21 protein-coding genes and 2 tRNA genes are annotated in these 22,665 nt (G+C 69.2%); 13 read left to right on the top strand and 10 right to left on the bottom strand.

Annotated features, from left to right (window positions below):
• Positions 1-101: 101 nt before the first annotated feature.
• Genes JIG36_RS43860 through JIG36_RS43850 form a run of 3 tightly spaced genes read left to right on the top strand, consistent with a single transcriptional unit; the run spans position 102 to position 1,948 of the window.
• Entirely contained in the window at positions 102-995 is an 894-nt protein-coding gene (locus JIG36_RS43860; protein WP_203382818.1) for a phytanoyl-CoA dioxygenase family protein, read from the top strand.
• Positions 996-1,022: 27 nt separating this feature from the next.
• Positions 1,023-1,475 carry a hypothetical protein gene (locus JIG36_RS43855; RefSeq protein ID WP_203382817.1) on the top strand — a complete coding sequence of 151 codons (453 nt, stop codon included), beginning with the start codon at positions 1,023-1,025 and terminating at the stop codon, positions 1,473-1,475.
• A gap of 17 nt (positions 1,476-1,492) precedes the next feature.
• Positions 1,493-1,948 (top strand): hypothetical protein, encoded by a 456-nt coding sequence (locus JIG36_RS43850; RefSeq protein WP_203382816.1) that lies wholly within the window; start codon positions 1,493-1,495, stop codon positions 1,946-1,948.
• Here JIG36_RS43850 and JIG36_RS43845 read toward each other — a convergent pair.
• Positions 1,914-2,159 (bottom strand): mycoredoxin, encoded by a 246-nt coding sequence (locus JIG36_RS43845; RefSeq protein ID WP_203382815.1) that lies wholly within the window; start codon positions 2,157-2,159, stop codon positions 1,914-1,916. The two genes, JIG36_RS43850 and JIG36_RS43845, sit on opposite strands and share 35 nt — an antisense overlap.
• Positions 2,160-2,241: 82 nt before the next feature.
• Here JIG36_RS43845 and JIG36_RS43840 point away from each other — a divergent pair, with 82 nt between their 5' ends.
• The 3 genes from JIG36_RS43840 to JIG36_RS43830 all read left to right on the top strand — a co-directional run bounded on the left by JIG36_RS43840 (position 2,242) and on the right by JIG36_RS43830 (position 5,291).
• On the top strand, positions 2,242-4,374 hold the full coding sequence (locus JIG36_RS43840; protein ID WP_203382814.1) for an ATP-dependent DNA helicase UvrD2: 2,133 nt from the start codon (positions 2,242-2,244) through the stop codon (positions 4,372-4,374).
• 115 nt (positions 4,375-4,489) lie between these two features.
• Positions 4,490-4,786 (top strand): hypothetical protein, encoded by a 297-nt coding sequence (locus JIG36_RS43835; protein WP_203382813.1) that lies wholly within the window; start codon positions 4,490-4,492, stop codon positions 4,784-4,786.
• A gap of 142 nt (positions 4,787-4,928) precedes the next feature.
• On the top strand, positions 4,929-5,291 hold the full coding sequence (locus tag JIG36_RS43830) for a WhiB family transcriptional regulator (RefSeq protein ID WP_184955094.1): 363 nt from the start codon (positions 4,929-4,931) through the stop codon (positions 5,289-5,291).
• A 441-nt stretch (positions 5,292-5,732) separates the two neighbouring features.
• Here the strand turns inward: JIG36_RS43830 and JIG36_RS43825 are convergent, their stop codons facing one another.
• Positions 5,733-6,236 (bottom strand): ester cyclase, encoded by a 504-nt coding sequence (locus tag JIG36_RS43825; RefSeq protein WP_236049460.1) that lies wholly within the window; start codon positions 6,234-6,236, stop codon positions 5,733-5,735.
• A gap of 63 nt (positions 6,237-6,299) precedes the next feature.
• Here JIG36_RS43825 and JIG36_RS43820 point away from each other — a divergent pair, with 63 nt between their 5' ends.
• Positions 6,300-6,938: a TetR/AcrR family transcriptional regulator gene (locus JIG36_RS43820; protein WP_203382812.1), complete on the top strand. Its 639-nt coding sequence runs from the start codon at positions 6,300-6,302 to the stop codon at positions 6,936-6,938.
• Positions 6,939-7,282: 344 nt separating this feature from the next.
• On the opposite strand, the gene JIG36_RS43815 is transcribed toward JIG36_RS43820, so the two are convergent.
• Positions 7,283-8,212 (bottom strand): LysR family transcriptional regulator, encoded by a 930-nt coding sequence (locus tag JIG36_RS43815; RefSeq protein ID WP_203382811.1) that lies wholly within the window; start codon positions 8,210-8,212, stop codon positions 7,283-7,285.
• A gap of 164 nt (positions 8,213-8,376) precedes the next feature.
• On the opposite strand from JIG36_RS43815, the gene JIG36_RS43810 reads away from it, so the two are divergent.
• Positions 8,377-8,853: a sugar O-acetyltransferase gene (locus JIG36_RS43810; RefSeq protein WP_307873154.1), complete on the top strand. Its 477-nt coding sequence runs from the start codon at positions 8,377-8,379 to the stop codon at positions 8,851-8,853.
• A 21-nt stretch (positions 8,854-8,874) separates the two neighbouring features.
• On the opposite strand, the gene JIG36_RS43805 is transcribed toward JIG36_RS43810, so the two are convergent.
• The 4 genes from JIG36_RS43805 to JIG36_RS43790 form a co-directional block, all read right to left on the bottom strand.
• Positions 8,875-10,143, bottom strand: coding sequence for a M18 family aminopeptidase (locus JIG36_RS43805; protein WP_203382810.1), 1,269 nt, complete (start codon positions 10,141-10,143; stop codon positions 8,875-8,877).
• A gap of 61 nt (positions 10,144-10,204) precedes the next feature.
• Positions 10,205-11,554, bottom strand: coding sequence for an ABC1 kinase family protein (locus JIG36_RS43800; RefSeq protein ID WP_203382809.1), 1,350 nt, complete (start codon positions 11,552-11,554; stop codon positions 10,205-10,207).
• Between the two features lie 270 nt (positions 11,555-11,824).
• Positions 11,825-12,865, bottom strand: coding sequence for a ThiF family adenylyltransferase (locus JIG36_RS43795; protein WP_203382808.1), 1,041 nt, complete (start codon positions 12,863-12,865; stop codon positions 11,825-11,827).
• A gap of 271 nt (positions 12,866-13,136) precedes the next feature.
• Positions 13,137-13,298, bottom strand: coding sequence for a DUF5679 domain-containing protein (locus tag JIG36_RS43790; RefSeq protein ID WP_164842208.1), 162 nt, complete (start codon positions 13,296-13,298; stop codon positions 13,137-13,139).
• A 461-nt stretch (positions 13,299-13,759) separates the two neighbouring features.
• On the opposite strand from JIG36_RS43790, the gene JIG36_RS43785 reads away from it, so the two are divergent.
• On the top strand, positions 13,760-14,293 hold the full coding sequence (locus JIG36_RS43785; protein ID WP_203382807.1) for a M48 metallopeptidase family protein: 534 nt from the start codon (positions 13,760-13,762) through the stop codon (positions 14,291-14,293).
• A 59-nt stretch (positions 14,294-14,352) separates the two neighbouring features.
• On the opposite strand, the gene JIG36_RS43780 is transcribed toward JIG36_RS43785, so the two are convergent.
• Positions 14,353-14,910 carry a hypothetical protein gene (locus tag JIG36_RS43780; RefSeq protein WP_236049486.1) on the bottom strand — a complete coding sequence of 186 codons (558 nt, stop codon included), beginning with the start codon at positions 14,908-14,910 and terminating at the stop codon, positions 14,353-14,355.
• A gap of 35 nt (positions 14,911-14,945) precedes the next feature.
• On the bottom strand, positions 14,946-16,205 hold the full coding sequence (locus JIG36_RS43775; RefSeq protein ID WP_203382805.1) for a zinc-dependent metalloprotease: 1,260 nt from the start codon (positions 16,203-16,205) through the stop codon (positions 14,946-14,948).
• A gap of 90 nt (positions 16,206-16,295) precedes the next feature.
• Between JIG36_RS43775 and JIG36_RS43770 the strand changes: the two genes are divergently transcribed.
• The 3 genes from JIG36_RS43770 (at position 16,296) to JIG36_RS43760 (ending at position 20,536) form a co-directional block, all read left to right on the top strand.
• A complete protein-coding gene (locus JIG36_RS43770; protein WP_203382804.1) occupies positions 16,296-17,324 on the top strand; it encodes a YlbL family protein in 1,029 nt (342 codons plus the stop codon).
• A 79-nt stretch (positions 17,325-17,403) separates the two neighbouring features.
• Positions 17,404-20,373 (top strand): UPF0182 family membrane protein, encoded by a 2,970-nt coding sequence (locus tag JIG36_RS43765; protein WP_236049456.1) that lies wholly within the window; start codon positions 17,404-17,406, stop codon positions 20,371-20,373.
• Between the two features lie 89 nt (positions 20,374-20,462).
• Positions 20,463-20,536 (top strand) — tRNA-Met (locus JIG36_RS43760).
• Between the two features lie 226 nt (positions 20,537-20,762).
• Here JIG36_RS43760 and JIG36_RS43755 read toward each other — a convergent pair.
• On the bottom strand, positions 20,763-22,178 hold the full coding sequence (locus tag JIG36_RS43755) for an FAD-dependent monooxygenase (RefSeq protein ID WP_203382802.1): 1,416 nt from the start codon (positions 22,176-22,178) through the stop codon (positions 20,763-20,765).
• 283 nt (positions 22,179-22,461) lie between these two features.
• Here JIG36_RS43755 and JIG36_RS43750 point away from each other — a divergent pair.
• A tRNA-Met gene (locus tag JIG36_RS43750) sits at positions 22,462-22,535 on the top strand.
• Positions 22,536-22,665: the final 130 nt, after the last annotated feature.

Genomic DNA, 22,665 nt, shown 5'->3' with positions numbered 1-22,665 from the left:
GGATTCAACTTGATCGAATCAGAAAAGTTTTCGCCTGAGCGAGTAACCAAAAAGGGCCCCGGAATCGTCTCGGTTTACAAAGACCGAGAGGTGGAAGATCCATGACGCAGGTGGAAGCGCCCGCTTGGGCCCCGATGACCGCGGACGAGCGGGCCCAGTTCGACCGCGACGGGTTCCTGGTGGTGCGCGGGGTTCTGTCCGAGAGCGAGATCGAGATCGCGCGTAACGCGGTCCTCGGCGCTTTCGAGCGGGCCGGGCAGCCCGGTGGCCACGGGCTCGGCTCGACCGGTGCCCTGCACCAGCTCTCCGCGGTGACCTCCCTGCCCGAGCTCGCGTTCCTGCTCGACCACCCGGTGGCGTTCCGCTACATCTGGTCGTTGCTCGGCTGGAACGTGCACGTCTACCACTCCCACATCGACGTGCACCCGCAGATCCACGAGAAGCAGAAGGAATGGTGGCACTGGCACCAGGACGGCGGCCGGCAGAACCGCGAGATCGAGACCGACCCGCGCCCGACGCTGTCGGTCAAGCTGGCCTACTGGCTGTCCGACGTGAGCGAGACCGGCCGGGGCAACTTCACCGTCCTGCCCGGCAGCCACAAGACCAACTGGCTCCCCGGCCCGCCGAGCCGTGGCGTTCCGTGGCCGCAGCCCGAGGGCGCGCTGCAGATCACCGCGAACCCCGGCGACCTGGTCGTCTTCGACCGCCGCCTGTGGCACGCGCGCTCCGACAACTACTCGGAGGTCACCCGCGTCGGCGCCTTCTTCGGCTACACGTTCCGCTGGATCGCCGGTCGTGACGAGGTCGCCGACCTGCCGAACACCCCGGAGTGGGCCGGCTTCAACGACGTGCAGAAGCAGCTGCTGGGCCACTGCCCGCAGGGCGACGGCAGCGGCGACCACGCCTGGGGCCACTACCCCGAGACCACCCCGCTCTACGGCGCGCTCAAGGAGCGGGGCCTGCTCGACTCGAGCATCCCGGCTCTCATCCCGTAACAGTAGTTTCCCCGATACTCTACGTATGTGGGGCAAACCGGGACATTAGGCAACACGGCGACCGCGCCGGGACGGCTCCTCCTCGACGCTCTCGGGGAGGAGAGCCCGGCGCGGTCGTTGTCACGTCTGGCCGACTCGCCGCGCGCCGTCCGGCTGCTGCGCGAGCTGTTCACGGTGGCGGTGCGGCGCAGCTTCGTCGGGCGTGATCCGCGCGATGTCACCGCCTATGTCCGCGACCTTCTCGAATACCAGTCCCAGCCGGCCGCCGGTGAACTCGCCCGCGAGGCCGAGGCCGTGATCCGGTCGGTGCTCGGCGAGCCCGAACTGGCGTACGGGATCGCGGACCGGCGCCGTTTCGAACTGATCTGCTACGTCGTCGGTGACCTGGCGAGGCCGCCCGGAGTGCCCACGGCCGAGCTCGTCGCGCTCGTGCATCAGGCGGAGTGGCGGATCGCGCGCTTCAGCCGGCCGCCACAGTGAGCCCGATCTTCTCGCCGGTGCACGGCGTCCACACCGCGGCCGGTCGTTATCTGCAGCGTGTGGCGTACGAGGACGCGCCCGTGCGGGCCGACGCGCCGAGCTCCGCCGCGCGCCACGTGTGGGCGATCGCTTTCGGACTCGCCGCCCGCCGGCGGTTCGAGCCGGACAGCCCGCTGGCCGAGATCCGGCGCACCGTGGTCACGACCCTGCAGCGGCATGCGGCGGCGGCCCTGCCCCCGCTCGCGGCCGAGATGCTGATCCGCGACGCGCTCGGGGAACAGGTGCCGGTCGACGAGATCGGCGACGCCGTCCGCAGCGGGGCCCACCTGCTGCTGTTCGCGGGCCTCGTCGAGGAGCTGGCACTGACCGACGGCGAGCTCGAAAGCCTGGTCATCGAGGCCGAGGAGCTCGCCGTCGACCGGATAGCGGCCGAGTGTGTCAGCCCGCGGCCAGCGCCGCCAGCCGCTCCTTGACCTGAACGATGGACGGGTTGGTCAGCGCCGAACCGTCGTCGAACTGGAGGGTGGGCACGGTCTGGTTGCCGCCGTTGACGCTCATCACAAAGTCGGCCGCGGCCGGCTGCTGCTCGATGTCGACCACCTCGTAGGTGATCCCCTCGCGGTCGAGCTGCGACTTGAGTCGGTGGCAATAGCCGCACCAGGACGTCGAGTACATGGTCAGCATCGGTCGGAATTCCCTTCGGATGGGTCACATGGCACAGCGCCTTCCGGCACAACGTCCGACCCGGGTGTCATGATTCCCTACCGTGCGGACTGATGCGGTGCTGGCCGGGCTCGACCCCGAGCAGCGGACGGCGGTGACCGCCCCCGCCGGTCCCGTCTGCATCCTGGCCGGCGCCGGCACCGGCAAGACCCGGGCGATCACCCACCGGATCGCCTACCGGACGCTCACCGGCGAAGTCAGCCCCCGCCACATCCTCGCCGTCACCTTCACCGCGCGGGCCGCGGCCGAGATGCGGTCCCGCCTCACCGAGCTCGGCGCCGCCGGGGTGCAGGCGCGCACGTTCCACGCGGCCGCACTGCGCCAGGTGCGCTATTTCGCTCCCCGCCTGCTCGAGGGCCGGTCCATGCCCGAACTGCTCGAGAGCAAGGCCCGCATGGTGGGTCTCGCCGCCGCGCGGGCGGGCGTGCGGGCCGACCGTACGGGAGCCCGGGATCTTGCCAGTGAGATCGAGTGGGCCAAATCCTCGCTGGTCGAGCCGTCGGAATACGCCGTCGCAGCCAGGAAGGCGTTGCGGGAGCCGCCCTTCGAGCCGGCCAAGGTGGCCGAGGTGTTCGCGGCGTACGAGTCGCTGAAGCGCCGCCAAGGGGTGATCGACTTCGAGGACATGCTGCGGGCCGCGGTGTGGGGGATCGAGGAGCACCCCGACGTGGCCGAGCAGATCCGCTCGCAGTACCGGCACTTCGTCGTCGACGAGTACCAGGACGTCAACCCGCTGCAACAGCGCCTGCTCGAGGCCTGGCTGGGCGGCCGCGACGACCTCACCGTGGTCGGTGACGCCAGCCAGACGATCTACTCGTTCACCGGCGCCACCTCGGCCTACCTGATCGACTTCCCCCGGCAGCGGCGCGAGGCGGTGGTGATCCGGCTGGTCCGCGACTACCGCTCCACCCCGCAGGTGGTCGGGCTGGCCAACGCGGTGATCCGGCAGGCGCGCGGCAGCGAGGCCCGGCTGCGGCTCGAACTGGTCGGGCAGCGGCCGCCCGGCGCCGAACCCGAACTCAAGATCTTCCCGGACGAGGCGGGGGAGGCCGTCGCGGTCGCCCGCCGGTGCCGTGACCTGATCGCGTCGGGCACGCCGGCCAGCGAGATCGCGATCCTGTTCCGGACGAACGCGCAATCCGAGACGTACGAAAAGGCACTGGCCGAGGCCGAGGTGCCGTACGTGGTCCGAGGCGCCGAACGGTTCTTCGAACGGCCCGAGATCCGGCAGGCGATGATCGCGCTGCGGGCCGCGGTCCGCTCCACGCCCGGCGAGACCCCGCTTGTCCAGGCCGTGGTCGACGCGCTCGCCGCCACCGGCTGGCAACGCGAACAGCCCCCGCCCGGAGGCTCCGCCCGCGAGCAGTGGGAGGCGCTGGCGGCGCTGGTGGCCCTGGCCGAGGACTACGCGAAATCCCCGGTGTTGGAACCGATCGGGCAGCCCGGCGTGGTGCAGCGCGACGTGACGCTCAGCGCCTTCAACGACGAGCTGGCCCGCCGGGCCGAACAGCAGCACGCCCCGACCGTGGCCGGTGTGACGCTCGCCTCATTGCACTCGGCCAAGGGTCTCGAGTGGGACGCGGTGTTCCTGACCGGACTGGCCGACGGGACGCTGCCCACCACGTACGCCAAGACGCCGGAGCAGCTCGAGGAGGAGCGCCGGCTGCTCTACGTGGGGGTCACCCGCGCCCGGCAGTGGCTGTGGCTCTCGTACGGGCAATCGCGCTCGACGGGTGGCCGCGCGCGTCGGCCGTGCCGGTTCCTGCCCCAGCTCGAACGCAACTCGTCGACCGAGCGGGCCGGCGACCGGAGTCGGAAACCCGACCGAAGGCGCCCGCAGGTCTCCTCGTGCCGCATCTGCGGGGCCACCCTGCTGGCCGGCGCCGACCGCAAACTGGGTCGCTGCCCGACCTGCCCGTCCGACCTCGACGAGGAGCTGTTCGAGCGCCTCCAGCAGTGGCGGGCGGCCACCGCGTCCGAGCTCAAAGTTCCTGCGTACGTCGTCTTCACCGACGCCACGCTGGTGGCCATGGCCGAACGCCGTCCGTCGTCGCCCGCCGAGCTGCTCGCGATCGCCGGGATCGGACCCCGCAAGCTGGGTCAATACGGCGAATCGGTGTTCGCGTTGGTGGCCGGATCGAGCGCCGAGGAAGTTGCTCGAAAAAACTTTGGATAATTCGTTTGCCCTCTGCTGTAGGGCAGGCATAGCCTCAGATCACACCTCGCCGAGCAGGGATGTTTGGCGGGTCCGAAGCACCAATGAGCGCAAGTTTCTGGAGGAGGTGGCACCGATGGAGATCTACACGATGAGCATGACGCGACCGTCGATGCTGCTGACCCGTGCCTGCGCTCCGTCCGCCCTGTCGCTGGCCGCTACCGAGCCCGTCTCGGTGCCGGTGCTGGCTGCTGAGCGGGCTCCGGTTTCGCGGGTGCACCAGGTCCAGTCCGAGCTGGGCGTGGCATTGCAGCTCCGTGGCATCGAAGGCACCAATGGCACCACCCCTGGGTTCAAGGGCAGCAATGTCTCCATCAGCAAGCGCTACACGGATGGTGGCAGCGGTGTCCCGCCTCGAGGAAGGCCGGTCTGATCAACAGACCTCCGGCTCACCTCGAGGCCGCGGAACCCGTAACCGGGATCCGCGGCCTTAATTTTTTGCCGGCTCACCCGCCGGTGCACGACCTGAACGGCGATCCAGAAGATCGATGAGAAGAGAGAGGTGACCGGGCTTTATGAGTCTGGCGCTGGCCCCACTCGACGTGAGCGTCGAGATCGAGGCAAACCTGCCCTGTCGGAAGTTCGACCCGGACCTGTGGTTCTCGGACTCCCCGGCCCAGCTGGAACTGGCCAAGTCGCTCTGCGGGGACTGCCCGCTGCGCGTCGAGTGCCTGGCCGGCGCGGTCGAGCGGAACGAGCCCTGGGGTGTCTGGGGCGGCGAGATCTTCGAGCGCGGTGCCGTGGTTCCGCGCAAGCGGCCGCGTGGCCGTCCTCGCAAGGTCGACGTGGCGCGTGACGCCGAGTTGGCCCACGAGGTCGAGGAGCGGCTCGCCGCGAACGGACTCGACTCCCGCAACGCCGTCCGACTGGCGGCCTGACATGACCATCCTCAGCGACAAAATGGCCGGCTCCCCGGCCGACAGCCGCACCGGCGACCTCGCCGACTACCGGAAGCAGACCACCGCGATGTCCTCCTCGAACGGAGTAACCAAAGTGAGACTTCTCCAAGAAGCGTTATCACGGGCTCGAATGCGTCGGCCTCAGAGTGACTACACACCTGAGGCACACCGTCCCGCTCGCCAGGTCGCCCTGGAGGCGCGTCACGCCGCTACCCGCGAACTCGGCGGCCGGCGATTCTGATACCCGCTCCGATATCCGCTAACTGAAGATCGATCGAGATCGAGAGGCCCGTCCGTGCATCGCGGACGGGCCTCCCGTCTGTTACCGGGTGCTTCGGCGTGCCTTTCGCTTGGCGCGGGCCATTCGCCGGTTACCGCGTGGCGCGGCGGGCCTTTCGCTTGGTCCGGGCCATTCGCCGGTTACCGCGTGGCGCGGCGTGCCTTTCGCTTGGCCCGGGCCATTCGCCACAGGAACGCCGGGGTGGGCGGGACCCAGCCGAGCTGGGTGGCCATGCCGAAGTCGTCGCGGTTGGCCCAGTGTTCGAGGACCTGGCCGTCCTTCATCCGGAACCAGTGGGTCTGGGTGATCGCGAAGGTGCGACCGGTCGGCGGCATCGCCTGCGCCACTTCGCCCCGCTCGTCGTACGACAGGAACGGGCCGACATGACGTCCGGACATCGTGCAGTGCACCGCGATCAGGTCGCCGTCGGCCACCGAATCGTGGATCTCGAAGCTCAAGTCCGCGAACCCGGCCCGGAGCCAGTGAGCGGTGGCCGCGAACGCCGCCGGCCCCTTGCCCCGGCAGGCCGGCGGCTCGTCCTTGGCTTCCCGGTTGGTCGCCTCGGGGTGCACGACCGAGGCGAGCTCGCCCAGGTCACCGGAAGCCATGATCGCCATCGAACGGATGCAGACGTCGGTGCTCATTTTTCCCCCACTATCGTCATTGGATACAGTGGAGAAGTATTCGATACTGATGGGCGGTAATCAATGACGCGTCGCGCATACGACAACACCCGCCGGGCCGAACAGGCGAGGGCGACCCGTCGCCGCGTTCTGAATTCCGCCCGCGAGCTGCTGAGCGAACAGGGCCCGGCGGCGGTCACCATGCGCGACGTGGCCACCCACGCCGGGGTGTCGGCCGAGACGGTCTACAAGACGTTCCGCACCAAAGCGGCTCTGATCAAGGACGTCTACGACGTCACCCTGGCCGGCGACGACGAACCGATCCCGATGATCGACCGTCCCGAGATCCAGGCCGTGTTCGCCGCGTCCGGCCCGCGCGAGAAACTGGCCCGCTACGCCCACGCCGCCCGCCGAATAGGCGAACGTACGGGCCCCTTGCTGGCCAAACTGCTGGCCGGGGCCCGCGGCGGCGACCCCGAGCTGGCGGCGTTCCGCGAGACGACCAATCAGGAGCGCATGATCGGCGCCGGCGGCATCGTGCATCACCTGGCCGAGACGGGTGGGTTGCGCGCCGGCGTTTCTCCCGAGCGCGCCACCGACATCGTGTGGACGCTGATCGCGCCCGAGGTCTACGAGCTGCTCGTCAGCGACCGGGGCTGGTCCGCCGACGATTACGAACAGTGGCTGGCCCAGACCCTCGCCGACGCGCTGGCCGCCCGCTGATCACGCACGGTTTTTGAACCGCTGGTTCTGTTTCGTAGGTCAAGTGCGAGGCCCAGAGTGTGGGGCTGGATGCCGACGGGCGCGCTCTGGGCCAGCCTCGCACTTGGCCGGACTACGCGACAGAGCCCCGGGCCGCCCGGGCCGACGTCCGAGCTCGGTGTGCTTCTGCGGGTCAGCAGAGGGTCCCCTGTGGACGACTCCGGTTCCGGCCGCGCGATCTGTGGACAACCGGCCCGCCCCAGCTTGACAGCGGCGTAACCTCCCCCGACAAGACCCCGGGGTGGTCGGGGGTGGCGGTGGGCGGGATAGGAGTCGTACTGGGCGGTCCGCTGAAAAGGGGGCGGTCAGGCGGCCAGCCAGTCGGGGCTCCACAGGCTGTCGGTGGTTCGGTGCCTTGAAGCTCGTAAGTGGTCGCGTAGCTCGGTCAGCACGGGATGCTGGTCGTCGGCGCGCGTGAGCAGCAGGTGCGAGTAGACCGGAGTCGGGTCGCGCAGGGGGATGCGTCGCAGGTCGTAGGTTTCGGGCCACATGTAGCGGTCGCCGCTGCCGACGAGGGTCGCCAGCGAGGAGGAGTCGGCCAGGGCGTCCATGAGCGCCTCGTCGCCGAAGTGGGGGCCGAGCGCGTCGATGCTCAGGCCGAAGGCCTCCGCGAGTGACTGGTAGAACCTCTCCCACTCCGTGCCGGGCCTGATGCCGGGGATCCAGATGCGGTGGCCGGCCAGGTCCATCGGGCGGACCCACTTTCGGCCCGCCAAGGGGTGGCCAGGGCCGATCAGGAGCTGCAAAGGAACGTTTAGGAGGCGTTCGGCTCTGATCCCGGGCGGGAGCTGGTCGGCCGGGAGGGCACGGAAGGAGGCGTCGATGCTTCCTTCGAGCACAGCCCGAGCGGCCTGAGCGGCGTTCTCCAAGCCGAGGGTGACCGCGTCCAGAGCGGTGTCGGGACGGGAAAGATAGAGACGGTAGACGACCTGGGCTGGAGCGATGCGCCGGTTGAGGACGTCCACGCGCAGGGGCCGGCGGCCGGGGCGTACGGCCCGCTCGGCCTGCTCGACCGCGACCAGAACCTTCTTGGCGTACGGCAGGAAGACTTGCCCGTCCAGGCTCAGCCGGGAGCCTCGGGAGGTGCGCACCAGCAGAGCGACCCCGAGATCTGTCTCCAGGCCCGCGATCCGCTTGGAGGCGGCCTGCTGGCTGATTCTGAGCTTGTCGGCTGCGGGCTGGAACTGCCCGGCCTCGGCGACGGCCACGAAGGTGCGCAGCGCTTCGACGTCCACCCGGACACCATACTGAGACAACCAACGGTTGTGTCTGAGCCGTTCGCGGTTGTTTGATCCCGGCTCGGCCGGAGTGATGGGATCAGCGCATGTCTACCCGAACCGATCAGATTATGTACGTCCGGAGCAGTGAGTTCACGCGCTATGCGGAGAGGATCGCTCAGGTGACCGACGCGACCTCCCGGATGAACGTGCTGCCGTTCAGCGATACCGAGACTCGTACGGAACTACTTTCGGTTGTCTTCGGTGGGCCACTGCCGGAGTCGGTGACGATCTACCCGCCCTTCTTCACCGAGTACGGTCTGGGCACCAGATTCGGGAAGAACGTCTTCGTCAACCAGGGCTGCACCTTCATGGACACCGCCGGGATCAGCATCGGCGACAACGTCATGATCGCCCCGAAGGTCAGCCTCATCACCGGCGGCCATCCCCTGCCCCTGGCCGAGCGTCGTGCGTACATCACCGGCGCTCCGATCGTGATCGAGGACGACGTCTGGATCGGCGCGGCCGCCGTGGTGACCCAGGGCGTGACCATCGGTGCCGGCGCGGTTGTCGCGGCCGGAGCGGTCGTCACGCGTGACGTGCCTGCCCGCACTCTGGTCGCGGGTGTTCCGGCCCGAGTGATCAAGAGCCTCGACTGACCAGAGGCGGGACGGCGCCGCTCACGACAGGAAGACGCGGATCGCGCTGCTCAGGAACGCGGGGTCGTCCACGTGGCACATCTCGCGGGCCGAGTGCATCGAGAGCAGCGGCACGCCCACGTCGAGGGTGGGGATGCCGATGCGGGCGGCCGTGATCGGGCCGATCGTCGAGCCGCACGGGACCGCGTTGTTCGAGACGAACTCCTGGTAGGGCACGCCGGCCGCGGCGCAGGTGCGGCTCCACAAGGCGGCGCCCACGGCGTCGGTCATGTAGCGCTGATTTGCGTTGATCTTCAGCAGGGGGCCGGCGCCGGCGATGGGGCGGTTGACCGGGTCGTGGCGGTCGGGGCGGTTCGGGTGTACGGCGTGGCCGGCGTCGGACGAGAGGCACCACGAAGCGGCGATCGCGCGGGCCAGGGCCGACCGGTCGCCGCCGAGCGCGGCCGAGATCCGCTCGAGCACGTCGGACAGGAACGGGCCGGCCGCGCCGGAACGGCTCTCCGAACCGATCTCCTCGTGGTCGAACGCGGCCAGCACGGCGATCGCGTCGGTGGGCTCGGCCTCCAGCAGCGCGGTCACGCCGGCGTGCACCGACGACAGGTTGTCGAGGCGGGCCGACGCGAACAGCTTCTCGCCGGCGCCGAAGCGGGCGGGGGCGGCCGAGTCGACGGTGACGACGTCGTAGCCGGCCAGGTCGGAACCGGGGATGCCGGCCAGGTGAGCCAGGTGCCCGACGATGTCGGCGCCCTCGGGGCCACCCACACCCCAGATCGGCTGCAGCTCGCGTTGCTTGTCGGGGGCGAAGGAGTCGTTCACGGCCCGGTCGAGGTGGATCGCCAGGTGGGGGATGCGGGCGATCGGGCCCGTACGCACGAGGTGTGCTGTGCCGTCGCGGTGCACGACCCGGCCGGCGAACTCGAGCTCGCGGTCGAACCAGGACGGGACGACCGGGCCGCCGTACACCTCGACACCCGCCTGCCACCAGCCGAAACTGACCGTCGAAGGTTTCGGCTTGAGCTTGAACCCGGGCGAGTCGGTGTGCGCGCCGAGGATCCGGAACGGGGTGCCGGGGGCGGCCGCCGAGGGCAGCGCCACCGCGATGACCGAACCGTCCCGCACGATGAGCAGGCGGGCTCCGGGGCGTACGAGATCGGTCCAGTCGGCCGTCTCGTCGAGCGTCACGTAGCCGGCCTCGGTCAGGCGGCGGGCCACCTCGGCGGCCGCGTGATAGGAGCTCGGGGCGGCCGTGACAAAGGCGGCCAGGTCATCGATGTGGGCAGCGGCGTCCATGCGGCCCATCAGATCACGCGCGGCCCCTCAGATCATGGCGGCCCCGGATCGTGGCGGCCGATCAGATCGCGGGTGGCGCGAAGCCCGGCAACCACTTCTCCAGGATCTCGCGGTACGGCGCTTCGGCCTCGAGCTGGCACAGCACGCCGATCGAGCCCAGCGTCACGCGATGGATCATCAGATAGGACGGGGGCAGGTTGAGCTTGCGGCTCAGTTGGTAGGCCGGGGAGCGCGGGCTGCTCAGCCGGGCCGCCTCGCCGCGCAGCCAGGCCCGGGTGAACTGGAACTTGCCGACCGCGACCGGCTCGATCATCGGGCGCAGGAAGTCGAGCACGGCCTGGGCGTCGATCTCGTCGTCGGGCTTGATGAAGCCCTCTTCGCGGAGCCCGTCGGCCACCGCGCCGGCGTCGCCGTCGAGCGCGAGTCGCACCAGGCGGCCGATCGGCTCGGGCAGCCCCTCGGGCAGCCGGGCCACCGCGCCGAAGTCGATCACGCCGAGGCGGCCGTCGGGCAGCATGCGGAAGTTGCCGGGGTGCGGGTCGGCGTGCAGCAGGCCGGCCCGGGCCGGCGCCGAGAAGTGCAGGGTCGCCATCAGGCGGCCGGCCTCGTCGCGCTCCTCCGGCGTGCCGTCGGCGATCACCTTGGCCAGCGGCGTGCCCTCGACCCACTCGGTGACGAGCACCCGCGGGGCCGACGCGATCACCCGCGGCACGAAGATCTCCGGGTCTTTCCCGTACGCGGCGGCGAACGCCTTCTGGGTTTCCGCCTCCATCGCGTAGTCGAGTTCTTCGGTGATCCGCTCTTTGAGTTCGGCCAGCAGCGGCTTGATGTCCATGCCGGGCTGAATGATCTTGAACATGTGGGCCAGGCGGGACAGCTGCTTGAGATCGGCCAGCAGCGCGTCGCCGGCGCCCGGATATTGCACCTTCACCGCGACCTCGAGGGTCTTGGGCTTGGCGTTCCTGCGGGCCGGAGGCAGTTTCCACACCGCTCGGTGGACCTGGCCGATGCTGGCCGCGGCCGCCGGGACGTCGTCGAACTCGGCGAACTTGTCGCGCCAGTCCTCGCCCAGCTGCTCGGCGAGCGCCTTGTGCAGGCTGGCCACCGGCATCGGCGGCGCGGCCTCCTGGAGCTTGGTGAGCGCCTGGCGATAGGGCCCGGCCATCTCTTCGGGCATCGCGGCCTCGAACACGCTGAGCGCCTGCCCGAACTTCATGGCGCCGCCCTTGAGCTGGCCCAGGACGCTGAACAGCTGCTCGGCGGTGCGGCGCTGGATGTCCTCCGAGATCACGTCGGTCGCGATCCCGACGGCGCGCTTGCCGAAGCCGAGGGCGGTGCGCCCGGCGAACCCCAGTGGAAGCGCCGCCAGCTTGGCCGTGCGGGCCGCCGCACGCCGCGGTATGTCGCTCACCAGATCATTGTGACCGACTCCGGCCCACCGAACTGTCCGGCTGAACCCGCTTGCCCCCACAACACCCGAAAAGTCCACCAACGATTCCCGCCCATCGACACCAAACCTCCTCACAAACCCCACAAATGCGCCCGCCGGGTCACTGAGGCGGCGGGGCGCGGTGCACGGCGGCCGAGGCGGTGGGGCGGGGGTGCAGGACGGCCACAGCGCCGCCCCGGCTTACCGCGGCGGTGACGGGGGTGCAGGTGGGCGCGCTGGTGCCGGCCCGGGTCACTGAGGCGGCGGGGCTGGGCGGCTGCGACGGGGCGGGCGGCTGCAACCGCAGCGCGGGTGTGGGGGCCAGGAACGGCGGCGCTGGCGGGACGGGCTGGCCAGCTCCAGCGTGGCCCCCAGCGTCTCCGGGGTGCCGCCGTCGAGGTAGGTCAGCGTCTCTTCCACAGCCAGCGCGGTCGCGGCCAGCAGGGTGGCGATGGTGCACGGCTCGGGGCCGGTGCGTGGGACCGGGCCCGGCCAGGCGGCGTCGCGGTCGCGGCGGTGCAGGTCGAGGCAGGTGAGGCAGGGGCCGCCGGCCAGCGGGACCATCGGGCCGATCATGGCGCTGCCGTCGCGGATGGTGACGGCCAGGTGGGGCTGGCGGCGGGCCACGTGGGCGGCCGCGACCACCTCGACCGGGCGGTCGGCGTCGAGCTGGATGAGCAGGGTGGCGGGCTGACCGCGGACGGCTGCGGTCTCGACGCCCTCCACGGTGCGGGTGAGCGCGTCGGCGACCGCCTCGGCGCGGGACCGGCCGATGTCGGACGCGCGCAGCGGGCCGCCGGCGAGTTCGCCCCGGTGGACCTGGCCGGGCAGGTCGGGGTGGACGTGCCCGACGCCGGCCTCGGCCAGCGCCACCGCGATCGGCGCGCCCAGCCGGCCCCGGCCGGTGACCACCACCCGGGCCGCGTGACGCCGGCGCAGCCTGGTGGCGGGCGTGGGGGAGGCCCGGCTGCGCAAGGCGAGCACTGCGGCCTCACCGGTGAGACGGTCGGCGAACCGCACGGGCGGAAGCAGCGCCGTGGACGGGACCGTCAGGCCGGCCGCGCTCAGGGCGTCGAGAACGGCCCTCGTGTCGCTCGGCGGGACCCCGGACTGGGCGGCCTCGAGCAGGATCGCCCGTTCGGAGCGGCTGCCGTCGAGCAGGTCGAGCACGCGGGCGGCGCGGATGTCGGGCAGCCGCAGCACGACGGCGCGGGCGGGATCGGACCCCAACTGCAGCTCATGGCGGTTACGCCAGACGCGGGGGATGCCAGGGATGAGCGTGGGACGGTTCACGCATCACAGGATGTCACCGCAAGGATGCGGAGCGAATCAGTTGTCCACAGGCCTCGACGGCTCGTGACACGGTTTATCCACAGGCTCGGGCAAGTTATCCACAGGCTGTGGGAGTTGTCCACAACTTCACTCAACGTGTGGGGAAGCAACCGGACGTGCCTGGCCGGGGTATTGCACCGGGGAGGGCGAACTGCCCTCCCCGGGTGGGTGAACGGCCTTGTCACGGGCTCGATAGTGGCCTAGTGGGGCTGAACCGTGACGCCGTCCGTCGTCAGACCTTGGCCTTGCCCAGGATGCGGTTCACAGTCGTACCGCAGACCGGGCACTTGCCCTTGGCCATGTTCATGCCCGTCTTGGAGACCTCGACGGTGCCCTGGAAGTCGCGCTTCTCCTTGCACTTCACGCAGTAGCCGTTGTACGTGTTGTCGGCCACGGTTCCTCCTCGTCATGTTGTCGGCCGGGTCGGCCCCGATGCCTGCTCTGTGGTGGGCAGGCCGCGACCTGTGTTCGGCGCTGGACCGATCCGGACCAGGCGGATGTGACCACCCGTCGGGGCGGTCACTACCCAGGTCAGCCCTGTTCCATGTCAGCGCGGCGTCGGCGGTGTCACCGACGACGCTGAGTGTGCCTGTCCGAATCGCCCTTTTTGGGATGTTGTGGTGCAACACGCCGGACGGGGCCTTCAAACAGGCGGAAAGGGGACGTCGGGCGCGTTGGTGGCGAGAGCGTCCCGTGAGCTAGGTTGTCGATGTTGCGTACTGGAAAATTTTTTCGGTCGTACGCGGACGAAGTGCACATTTCCGGCGGGTGTCATCGTCCGTACTCTTGCGGTGACATGGGTCTCACGGATTAGCGTCTCAACGTGAACCCGAATCTGGGCCGCGCGAGCCGGTAATGGCCCGGACGCGCAAGCCTGTCGTGGAAGTACGGCGCAGCCAGCGCCGGCGTCGCACAGTGTCCGCCTACCGCGATGGTGAGCGCGTCGTCGTTCTCATTCCCGACCGGTTCTCCCGTGCTGAGGAGACCGAGTGGGTCGAGCGGATGCTGGCGCGTCTGGCCGCGCGCGAGGAACGCATCCAGCGCACCGACGACGAGCTGCTGATCCGCGCCCGCCGCCTCACGAGCCGCTACCTGGCCGATCACGCGAGCCGGGTGCAGCCGGCCAGCGTGCGCTGGGTGACCAACCAGAACGGCCGCTGGGGCTCCTGCACCCCCGACGACGGCACGATCCGCATCTCGCACCGCATCCAGGAGATGCCCGACTGGGTGATCGACTACGTGCTGCTGCACGAGCTGTCCCACCTGGTCGTGCCGAGCCACAACGCCCAGTTCTGGGAGCTCGTCAACCGCTTCGGAAAGGCCGAGCGGGCGCGGGGCTATCTCGAGGGCATCTCGGCGGCCACCGGGCTGGTTCTGGCCGACGACTGATCACGAGCCTTCCCCCGTACGGAGGGAAGGAACTTGACCCTCGTACGGAGAAACGGGTCTCAGCCGCCGAGCAACGCGCGCGTGTTCTCCCAGCCCTCCAGCGCGGGATCAAGACTGGCCAGCTCGGCCGCCCCGCGCAGCCGTCGCCACTCGGGAGTCGACGACACGTCCCCGGGATTCGGCGCATTTCTGCGCACCACCTGAGCGGTCGCGCTGTCGAGATCGTGGTCGGCCAGCCACGCCGGCGCGGGCAGGCTCGTGGCCAGGCCCAGCAGCCCGTTCCCGGGACCACCGGCGGCCACCGCCACCGCCTTGCTCTCGAGCGGTCGCAGCAGCTTTCCCAGGATCATCCCCGGCAGGTCCGGAGCGTCGGCCGCGATCACCGCGGCCTGGTCGAACCCGTCGGCCGTGGCCGCCGCCAGCACCGGACCGTAGGTCGCGGTCGGCACCTCGTAGATCCGCATGCCCGGCCAGGCGATCTCTTCGGCCAGTTTCCGGTCGTCGGCGGTCGCTGCGATGGCGGCCTCGGCCTGCGCGAGCCGGGCCAGCAGGTCGACGACGTCTTCGGCCAGCGCGGCCCGCCAGGCGTCCAGATCGACCCCCGGCGGGCTCCACATGACCGGCACCAGCAGTGCCGCTACCAGTCGACGGGTCACTCTTTCTTGTCGTCGCCTTCGTTCTCGTTCTTGTCGTTCTGCTCGAGCTTCTCCAGCTCGCTGATGTCCCAGTCGGCGCTGCCCTGCGCGAAGACCTCGGGGTGGGCGAAGTCTTCGTCGGTCGGGAGCAGGTCGGGGTGGCCCCACAGCGCGTCACGGCCCTGGATGCCCCGCTGCTCGGTGACCGCCGTCCACAGCGCGCCCGCCTCACGCAGGCGCCGGGGCCGCAGCTCGAGGCCGACCAGGGCGGCGAACGTCTGCTCGGCCGGGCCGCCCGCCGCGCGCCGGCGCCGGAACGCCTCGCCCAGCTGCACCACCGACGGCAGGCGGTCGCCGGCCGCGCTGTCGACCACGTGACCGACCCAGCCCTCGATCAGCGCAAGCGCCGTCTCGAGGCGGGCCAGGCTGGCCTTCTGCTGCGGGGTGTCTTCCGGCGTGAAGATGCCCTCGAGCGCCATGGCCTGCATCGACTCCGGGTCGCTGGGGTCGACGCGGCTCATCGCCTCTTCGATGGCCTCACGGTTCACGGTGATGCCGTTGGCGTAGGTCTCCACGGCGTTGAGCACGTGGGCGCGCAGCCACGGGACGTGACCGAAGAGCCGCTGGTGAGCCGCCTCACGCAGAGCGACGTAGAGCCGGACCTGGTCTTCCGGGATCTCCAGGCCGTCGCCATAGGCCTTGATGTTGGCCGGGACGAGCGCGGCGGTGCCCGTGGGACCGAGCGGCAGGCCGATGTCACCGGCCGAGAGCACCTCGGCCGCGAGCTGGCCTAGGGCCTGGCCGAGCTGCCCGCCGAACAGCGCCCCGCCCAGGGTCGCCACCATCGACTGCATCGGGCCGAGCTGGGCCTTCGCCTCGTCGGGCACGAGGTCGCCCATGGCGCCCACCATGCGGCCCGCGATCGGGTCGCACAGCTTCTTCCACACCTCGAGCGTGTTGTAGATCCACTCGTTGCGGTTCCAGGCGGCGGCCACCCGGATGCCGCTGGGCAGCGCCGAGGCCGGGTCGAGCCACAGGTCGGCGAGCCGCAGCGACTCCTCGACCTGATGGCGCTCGAACATGTTCACGGCGGGGTCACCGGCGGCGGAGAGCTGACTCTGCGCGACCTGGCGGGCGAGGTCCCAGTTCACGGGGCCGCTGCCGGGGCCGGCGAACATCTGCTGCAGCTGCGCCATGAACTGCTGCATCTGCTGCGGGTCGGAGGGGTCGGGCGGCTGGGCGCCCGGCAGTGAGAAGCCGAACGGGATATCAGGCACGTGTCCAACCGTACGCGCGAAATGGCCGCTCCGGACCGATGGCGGTGTCAGCTCAGAGAGAACTCAGGGAGGGGCGATAGTCTCACGCGCATGAGACGTCGTGGTGTCACCGTAATCCTCGGCGCCCTGATCACCGCCCTGCTGGCAGTCGGTGTGATGGCCGCACCCCTGCCCTATGTCGTGCTCAAGCCCGGCCCGACGGTGAACACGCTCGGGTCGGACAACGGCGCCGAGGTGATCCAGGTGACGGGCGAGAAGACCACGACGTCGGCCGGTCAGCTGCGGCTGACCACGGTGAACGTGCAGTCGCAGGTGGAGCTGGTCTGGGCGATCAGCAGCTGGTTCAGCTCGTCCGACGCGGTCGTCCCGCGTGAGCTGATCTACCCGCCCGACCGCACCGAGAAGCAGGTCGAGCAGCAGAACGCCGAGGAGTGGACCGAGTCGCAGAACAGCGCGGTCACGGTCGCCATGACCAAGCTCGGCTACCCCGTCCAGACGGTGGTCAACAAGGTCACCGCGGGTGGCGCGGCGGTCGGTCTGCTGCAGGAGAACGACGTGATCACCGCGGTCGACGGCACGAAGGTCGACAGCCCGTCGAAACTGACCGAACTGGTGCGGGCCAAGCCGGCCGGCACGGCGCTGACGATCTCCTACACGCGGGCCGGCAAGGCGGCGACCGCCAAGGTCACCACCAAGGCGTCGGCCGACGACAACACGCCGCGGCTGGGCATCGAGATCAAGACGAAGCAGGACGCTCCGTTCAAGGTGTCGATCGACCTCGACAAGATCGGCGGCCCGAGCGCCGGTCTGATGTTCACCCTCGGGATCATGGACAAGCTGGAGCCGGCGGACCTGACCGGCGGCAAGATCATTGCGGGTACGGGAACGATCGACAACGACGGCAACGTGGGCCCGATCGGCGGGATCCCGCAGAAGCTGGTCGGCGCCAAGAAAGCCGGCGCCCAACTGTTCCTCGTGCCCAAGGGAAACTGCGCCGAAGCACTGCGCAACGCTGTGGACGGGCTTCCGATGGCCGAGGTGGCCACCGTGGACGACGCGCTCACCGCGCTGAAGACCTACACGGGTGGCGGCACCCCCAAGGCGTGCTCGGCCGCGTGACAGATGACGTACGGTGAGACACCGGCCCGACTGAAATGTGGAGCCTCCGTTGGTTATGCGTAACAGCCCTCTACCGAGGATGAGCCGACGCGGTCGCGTCACCGTCGGCGTCCTGGTCGGGGTCTTCCTTCTTTTCACTCTGCTCGGGTGGGGCATCGACGCGTACACCGATTACCTCTGGTTCAACGAAGTCGACTTCGTCAACGTCTTCTCCGGTGTCCTGCTCACCCGCCTTCTCCTCTTCCTGGTCATCGGCCTCGCGGTCGCGCTGATCATCGCTGCCAACCTCTATCTGGCCTACCGGCTGCGCCCGCTGCTGCGGCCGCACTCGGCCGAACAGGCGACCCTCGAGCGCTACCGCATGATCATCGCGCCGCGCCTGGGCACCTGGATCACCGTCCTCACGGTGATCATCGGCTTCTTCGCCGGTCTCTCCGCGCAGGGCCGGTGGAAGGACTGGATGCTGTTCCGCAACGGCGGGAGCTTCGGCATCCAGGACCCGGAACACAAAGTAGACGTCGGGTGGTACGTCTTTGACTACCCGATGCTGCGCTACGTGCTCGGCGTCGCCTTCACCGCCGTGGTGCTCTCGGTGCTCGGCTCGCTCGCCATGCACTACATCTTCGGCGGCGTACGCCTGCAGGGCGTCGGCGACCGCATGACCACCGGCGCGCGGGCCCACCTGACCTCCCTGGTCGCCCTCTTCGTGCTGTTCAAGGCCGTGGCCTACGTTCTCGACCGCCGCGCCCTGCTGCTCGAGCAGCACGTGTCACCGGGCCTCTACGGCGCGGGCTACACCGACGTCAACGCGTTGATGCCGGCCAAGGAGATACTCGCCTACATCTCGATCGTCGTGGCGATCGCGATCATCGTGTTCTCCAACGCGGGCATGCGGAACCTGGTCTGGCCCGGCGTCTCGCTGGCCCTGCTGGCGATCTCGGCGGTGGCCATCGGCGGCATCTACCCGCTGGCCGTGCAGAACTTCTCGGTCAAGCCCAGCCTGAGCGAGAAGGAAGCCCCCTACATCCAGCGCTCGATCGACGCCACCCGGGCGGCCTTCGGGATCAACGACACCCAGGTCGAGCCCTACCGGGCGACCAACGTCGTGCCGCCCAGCACCCTGGCCGCCGACACCAGCGCCCAGAACGCCCGCCTGATCGACCCGCAACTGGTCTCGCAGGCGTTCACCCAGTCGCAGCAGTCCCGCGGCTTCTACGACTTCGGGGCCAAGCTCGACGTCGACCGCTACGCGATCGACAACAAGACCTCCGACTACGTGGTCGGCGTCCGTGAGATCAACGACGACAAGCTGACCCCGCAGCAGCGCAACTGGCTCAACCGGCACACCGTCTACACCCACGGCTACGGCCTGGTGGCGGCCCCGGCCAACCAGGTGGTCTGTGGTGGTCTGCCGTACTTCGTCTCCGGCTTCCTCGGCGACGACCGCCCGCCGGGCTGTTCCGCCGCGACCGAAGAGATCAAGGTCGAGCAGCCGCGCATCTACTACGGCGAGCAGTCCACGGAATACGCGATCGTCGGCCAGGAGGACGAGAACCGCCGGGTCGAGTTCGACCGCCCGCAGGAGGAGAACAACAACGCCGAGGAGCTCTACACCTACACCGGTGAGGGTGGCGTCGAGATCGGTTCCTTCTTCCGCCGGCTCGTCTTCGCGATCAAGAACACCGAGAGCAACTTCCTGCTCTCCGACGCGGTCAACGCCGACTCCAAGCTCATGTACATCCGTGAGCCGCGGGCCCGGGTCGAGAAGGTCGCGCCGTTCCTGACGATCGACGGCGACCCCTACCCGGCCGTCGTCAACGGCCGCGTCACCTGGATCCTCGACGGCTACACGACGTCGGCGTCCTACCCGTACGCGCAGAAGATCAACCTGGCCACCGAGACGCAGGACGAGCTCACCGGCCAGGGGCAGTTCGCGCTGGCCCGCGACGACGTCAACTACATGCGCAACTCGGTCAAGGCGACCGTCGACGCGTACGACGGCACCGTCCGGCTCTACGAGTTCGACGACCAGGACCCGGTCCTCAAGGCCTGGAACAAGGCCTTCGGCGGCGACCTGATCATCCCCAAGGAAGACACCCCGCCCGCGCTCGAAGAGCACTTCCGTTACCCGCAGGACCTCTTCAAGGTGCAGCGCAACCTGCTCACCCGGTTCCACGTGACCGACCCGCAGGCGTTCTTCTCGGGCCAGGACTTCTGGCAGGTGCCCAACGCGCCCGACTCGCCGTCGAGCAACCAGAAGCAGCCGCCGTTCTATCTCAACGTGCAGCTGCCCGAACAGGAGCAGACCAGGTTCCAGCTGACCGCCGGCGTCACACCGGCCAACCGCGAGAACCTGGCCGCGCTGATCTCCGGCTCCTACGTCGACAACAAACCGGTGCTCGAGGTCCTGGAACTACCGGATCAGACGGTCATCCCGGGCCCGATCCAGGTCCACCAGAAGATGACCAACAACGCGTCCGTACGGCAACAGATCAACCTGCTGTCGAACAACGCGCAGTCCCAGGTGCTCTACGGCAACCTGATCACCCTGCCGGTCGAGGGCGGCGTGCTCTACGTCGAACCCGTCTATGTGAAGACCGGCAACCAGGAGAACGCGGCCCCGCTGCTGCAGAAGGTCCTGATGTCCTACGGCGACGGCGGCACGTACGTCGTGCTGGCCGACAACCTCAAACAGGGCCTCGACCAGCTCGTCCAGCAGGGTAAACAGGCCGGCAGCGGCAACAACAACAGTGGCAACACCGGCAACAACAACAACGGCGGCGGCAACACTGGCACCAACCCGCCGCCCGAGACGTTGACCGGTGAACTGGCCACCGCCGCGGCCGCCCTCGACAAGGCCATCACCGACGTCCGCACGGCCCAGCAGTCCGGCGACTTCGCCCGCTACGGCGAGGCGCTCAAGGCCCTCGACACGGCGATGACCAACTTCGAAAACGCCCGCAACGCGTCCGGCGGAGGAACACCGTCCGCCGCGCCGTCGGCCACACCCTCGGGGTCGGCGGCGCCGTCGGCGACACCCGGAGGCTGACATCGGAACCCCGGTGACCCACCGTGTTGTGGGTCACCGGGACCCGTTTTGCAGCCGACGTCCGGGTTGCGCTAGTGTTAACAGGCCGACGCGGGGTGGAGCAGCTCGGTAGCTCGCTGGGCTCATAACCCAGAGGTCGCAGGTTCAAATCCTGTCCCCGCTACGAGTCGAGGGGCCCTTGTCCGCGGAAAGCGCGGACCGGGGCCTCTTCGCTTTTTCCTGGGGGCCGAGCCCCCAGACCCCACGTTCCGGTGCCCGCTCGGGCGTAACGGTTGCGGTGGGTCCTGCGACTTCGTCGCGGTCGGGGGTGGCGACTTCGTCGCGACAAGAACCAGAGGCGTGACGGGCCTTCAGTCTGTCCCGCCCCCGAGGGCGGGACAGAATCTGGGCTAGCTGGTGAACCAGCGGGACAAGGTGGCGTTCAACTGCAGCTGTGAGGTGCCCTGCCAAGCTATGTGGCCGTCTGGGCGGATCAAGCATGGGGTTGCCTGTGCTGTGGGGTCTGCCAAGTAGGTGACGCGGTCTGTCCAACCGGTGAGGGTCAGTGCGCCTGTGGGATCCAGCAGCAGGGGGCGGCCACTATGGAAGTGGTCGTAGAGGTGGCCTGACTGCAGAGGTTGGTCGGGGATTCTGCGGCCTACGGGGTCTGGGGTGGGGCCGAAGTTGTAGCGGATGTCGGTTGCGGTTGTTCGGGCGGTCATGACGCGGTTTACGTCGTCCAAGGCCATCAAGTCGGTGAACAGCCGTCGGAGCGTTTGTGCGCTGGGGGTGTCGGCCATCAGGGCTGCTTGGGCCCGGGTGATGTCCAGGACTGCTGCGGCTACCGGGTGGCGCTCCGAGTGGTAGGTGTCCAGCAAGTCCTCCGGCGCCCAACCGGCTATGGATGCGGCTAGTTTCCAGCCGAGGTTGAACGCGTCCTGCAAGCCTAGGTTCAGGCCCTGGCCGCCTATGGGGGGATGGATGTGGGCGGCGTCGCCGGCCAAGAACGATCTGTGTGTTCGGTAAGTGGCTGCCTGGCGGGTGGCGTTGCCGAAGCGGGACAGCCAGCGTGGTGAATGGATGCCGAAATCGGTTCCTGCCAGGGCGCGCAGGTGGTGTTGGAAGTCCTGCAAAGTGGGTGGGGCTTTGCGGTCGGCGGTGGTGGTGTCGGTGGGGATGATCAGTTGGTAGGCGTCGCCTGTCGGGCGGAGGCTGAAGCGTCTGTCCAGAGTGCTCAGGCGGGCGATGTGGGATCTGATCTCGTCCGGTGACAGGGTGACCTGTACCTCGCCCATCAGGGTGTCGGCGGTTGACGGGTCGCCGGGGAAATCGATCTGCAGCAGTTTTCTTGTGGTGCTGTGGGCGCCGTCGCAGCCCACGAAATAGCGCGCGGTGACGTGTTCTTTGGCGTTCAGCTGGGCGGTTACGTGGGAGTCGTGCTGCTCGATGGCGGTTACTGCGGAACCGCGGCGGATGTGGGCGTCCTGGGTGGTGGCGTGGGTCTCCAGGATCTGGACCAGGTCTGGCTGTTTGATGCCCAGCAAGAAGTCGTAGGGGGAGTCCGTCGCGGGGGCGGGGCTCGGGATGGCGGCGAAATAGGCGCCTCCGGGGCGGCGGCGGCCGTGCTCGACGATCCGCTCCAGCAGGTTGCGCATGGCCAGGATTTCCAAAGTGCGGGCGTGCAGGCCAACTATGCGGGCGGCTGAGGTGGGGGTGGTGTCTCTCTCGGCGATCAGGACGCGGATGTTGTGCAGGCGTAGCTCGGAGGCGAGTAGGGCGCCTACGGGGCCGCAGCCGGCGATGATGACGTCGTAGTCGTAGTCCATGGGTGATGCCTTTCGGGGATGCCTGTGCGACGAGGCGCTCCCCGGGCGGTCACCTGCTGTGGTCGCCGGCCCGCGACGGCATGGGGGGAGCCCCGTACTCGATGACGAACATGGGTCTCACCTCCCGGATGCAGGTCGCGGTCAGCGGAGAAACTACAAGCTCGGCCCCTGGGCCGTCCAGCCCGATCGCGGGGAGGAGGCCGCGGATCAAGCCAGGGGTGGAGGCTGGTCTCGGGGGCGGTCTGACAGCGCCGGGCGCCGTGCGATAGGCTTATGAAGCCGACGCGGGGTGGAGCAGCTCGGTAGCTCGCTGGGCTCATAACCCAGAGGTCGCAGGTTCAAATCCTGTCCCCGCTACGATGTGATGTCTCAGGACATCGGAATAGCCTGAACCTGCGTTTCGCAGGTTCAGGCTTTTTGTTTGGTGGGTGTGGGTCCGGGTGGGCGTCCGGTGGGCTGGTAGTCGCGTCGGGGGTCGATGGTGAGC

The sequence above is a fragment of the Paractinoplanes ovalisporus genome, from assembly GCF_016834655.1.
Taxonomy (GTDB): Bacteria; Actinomycetota; Actinomycetes; order Mycobacteriales; family Micromonosporaceae; genus Actinoplanes; species Actinoplanes ovalisporus.
Note: the sequence above shows the minus strand (reverse complement) of the source record. Positions and strands in the feature narration are given on the sequence as shown.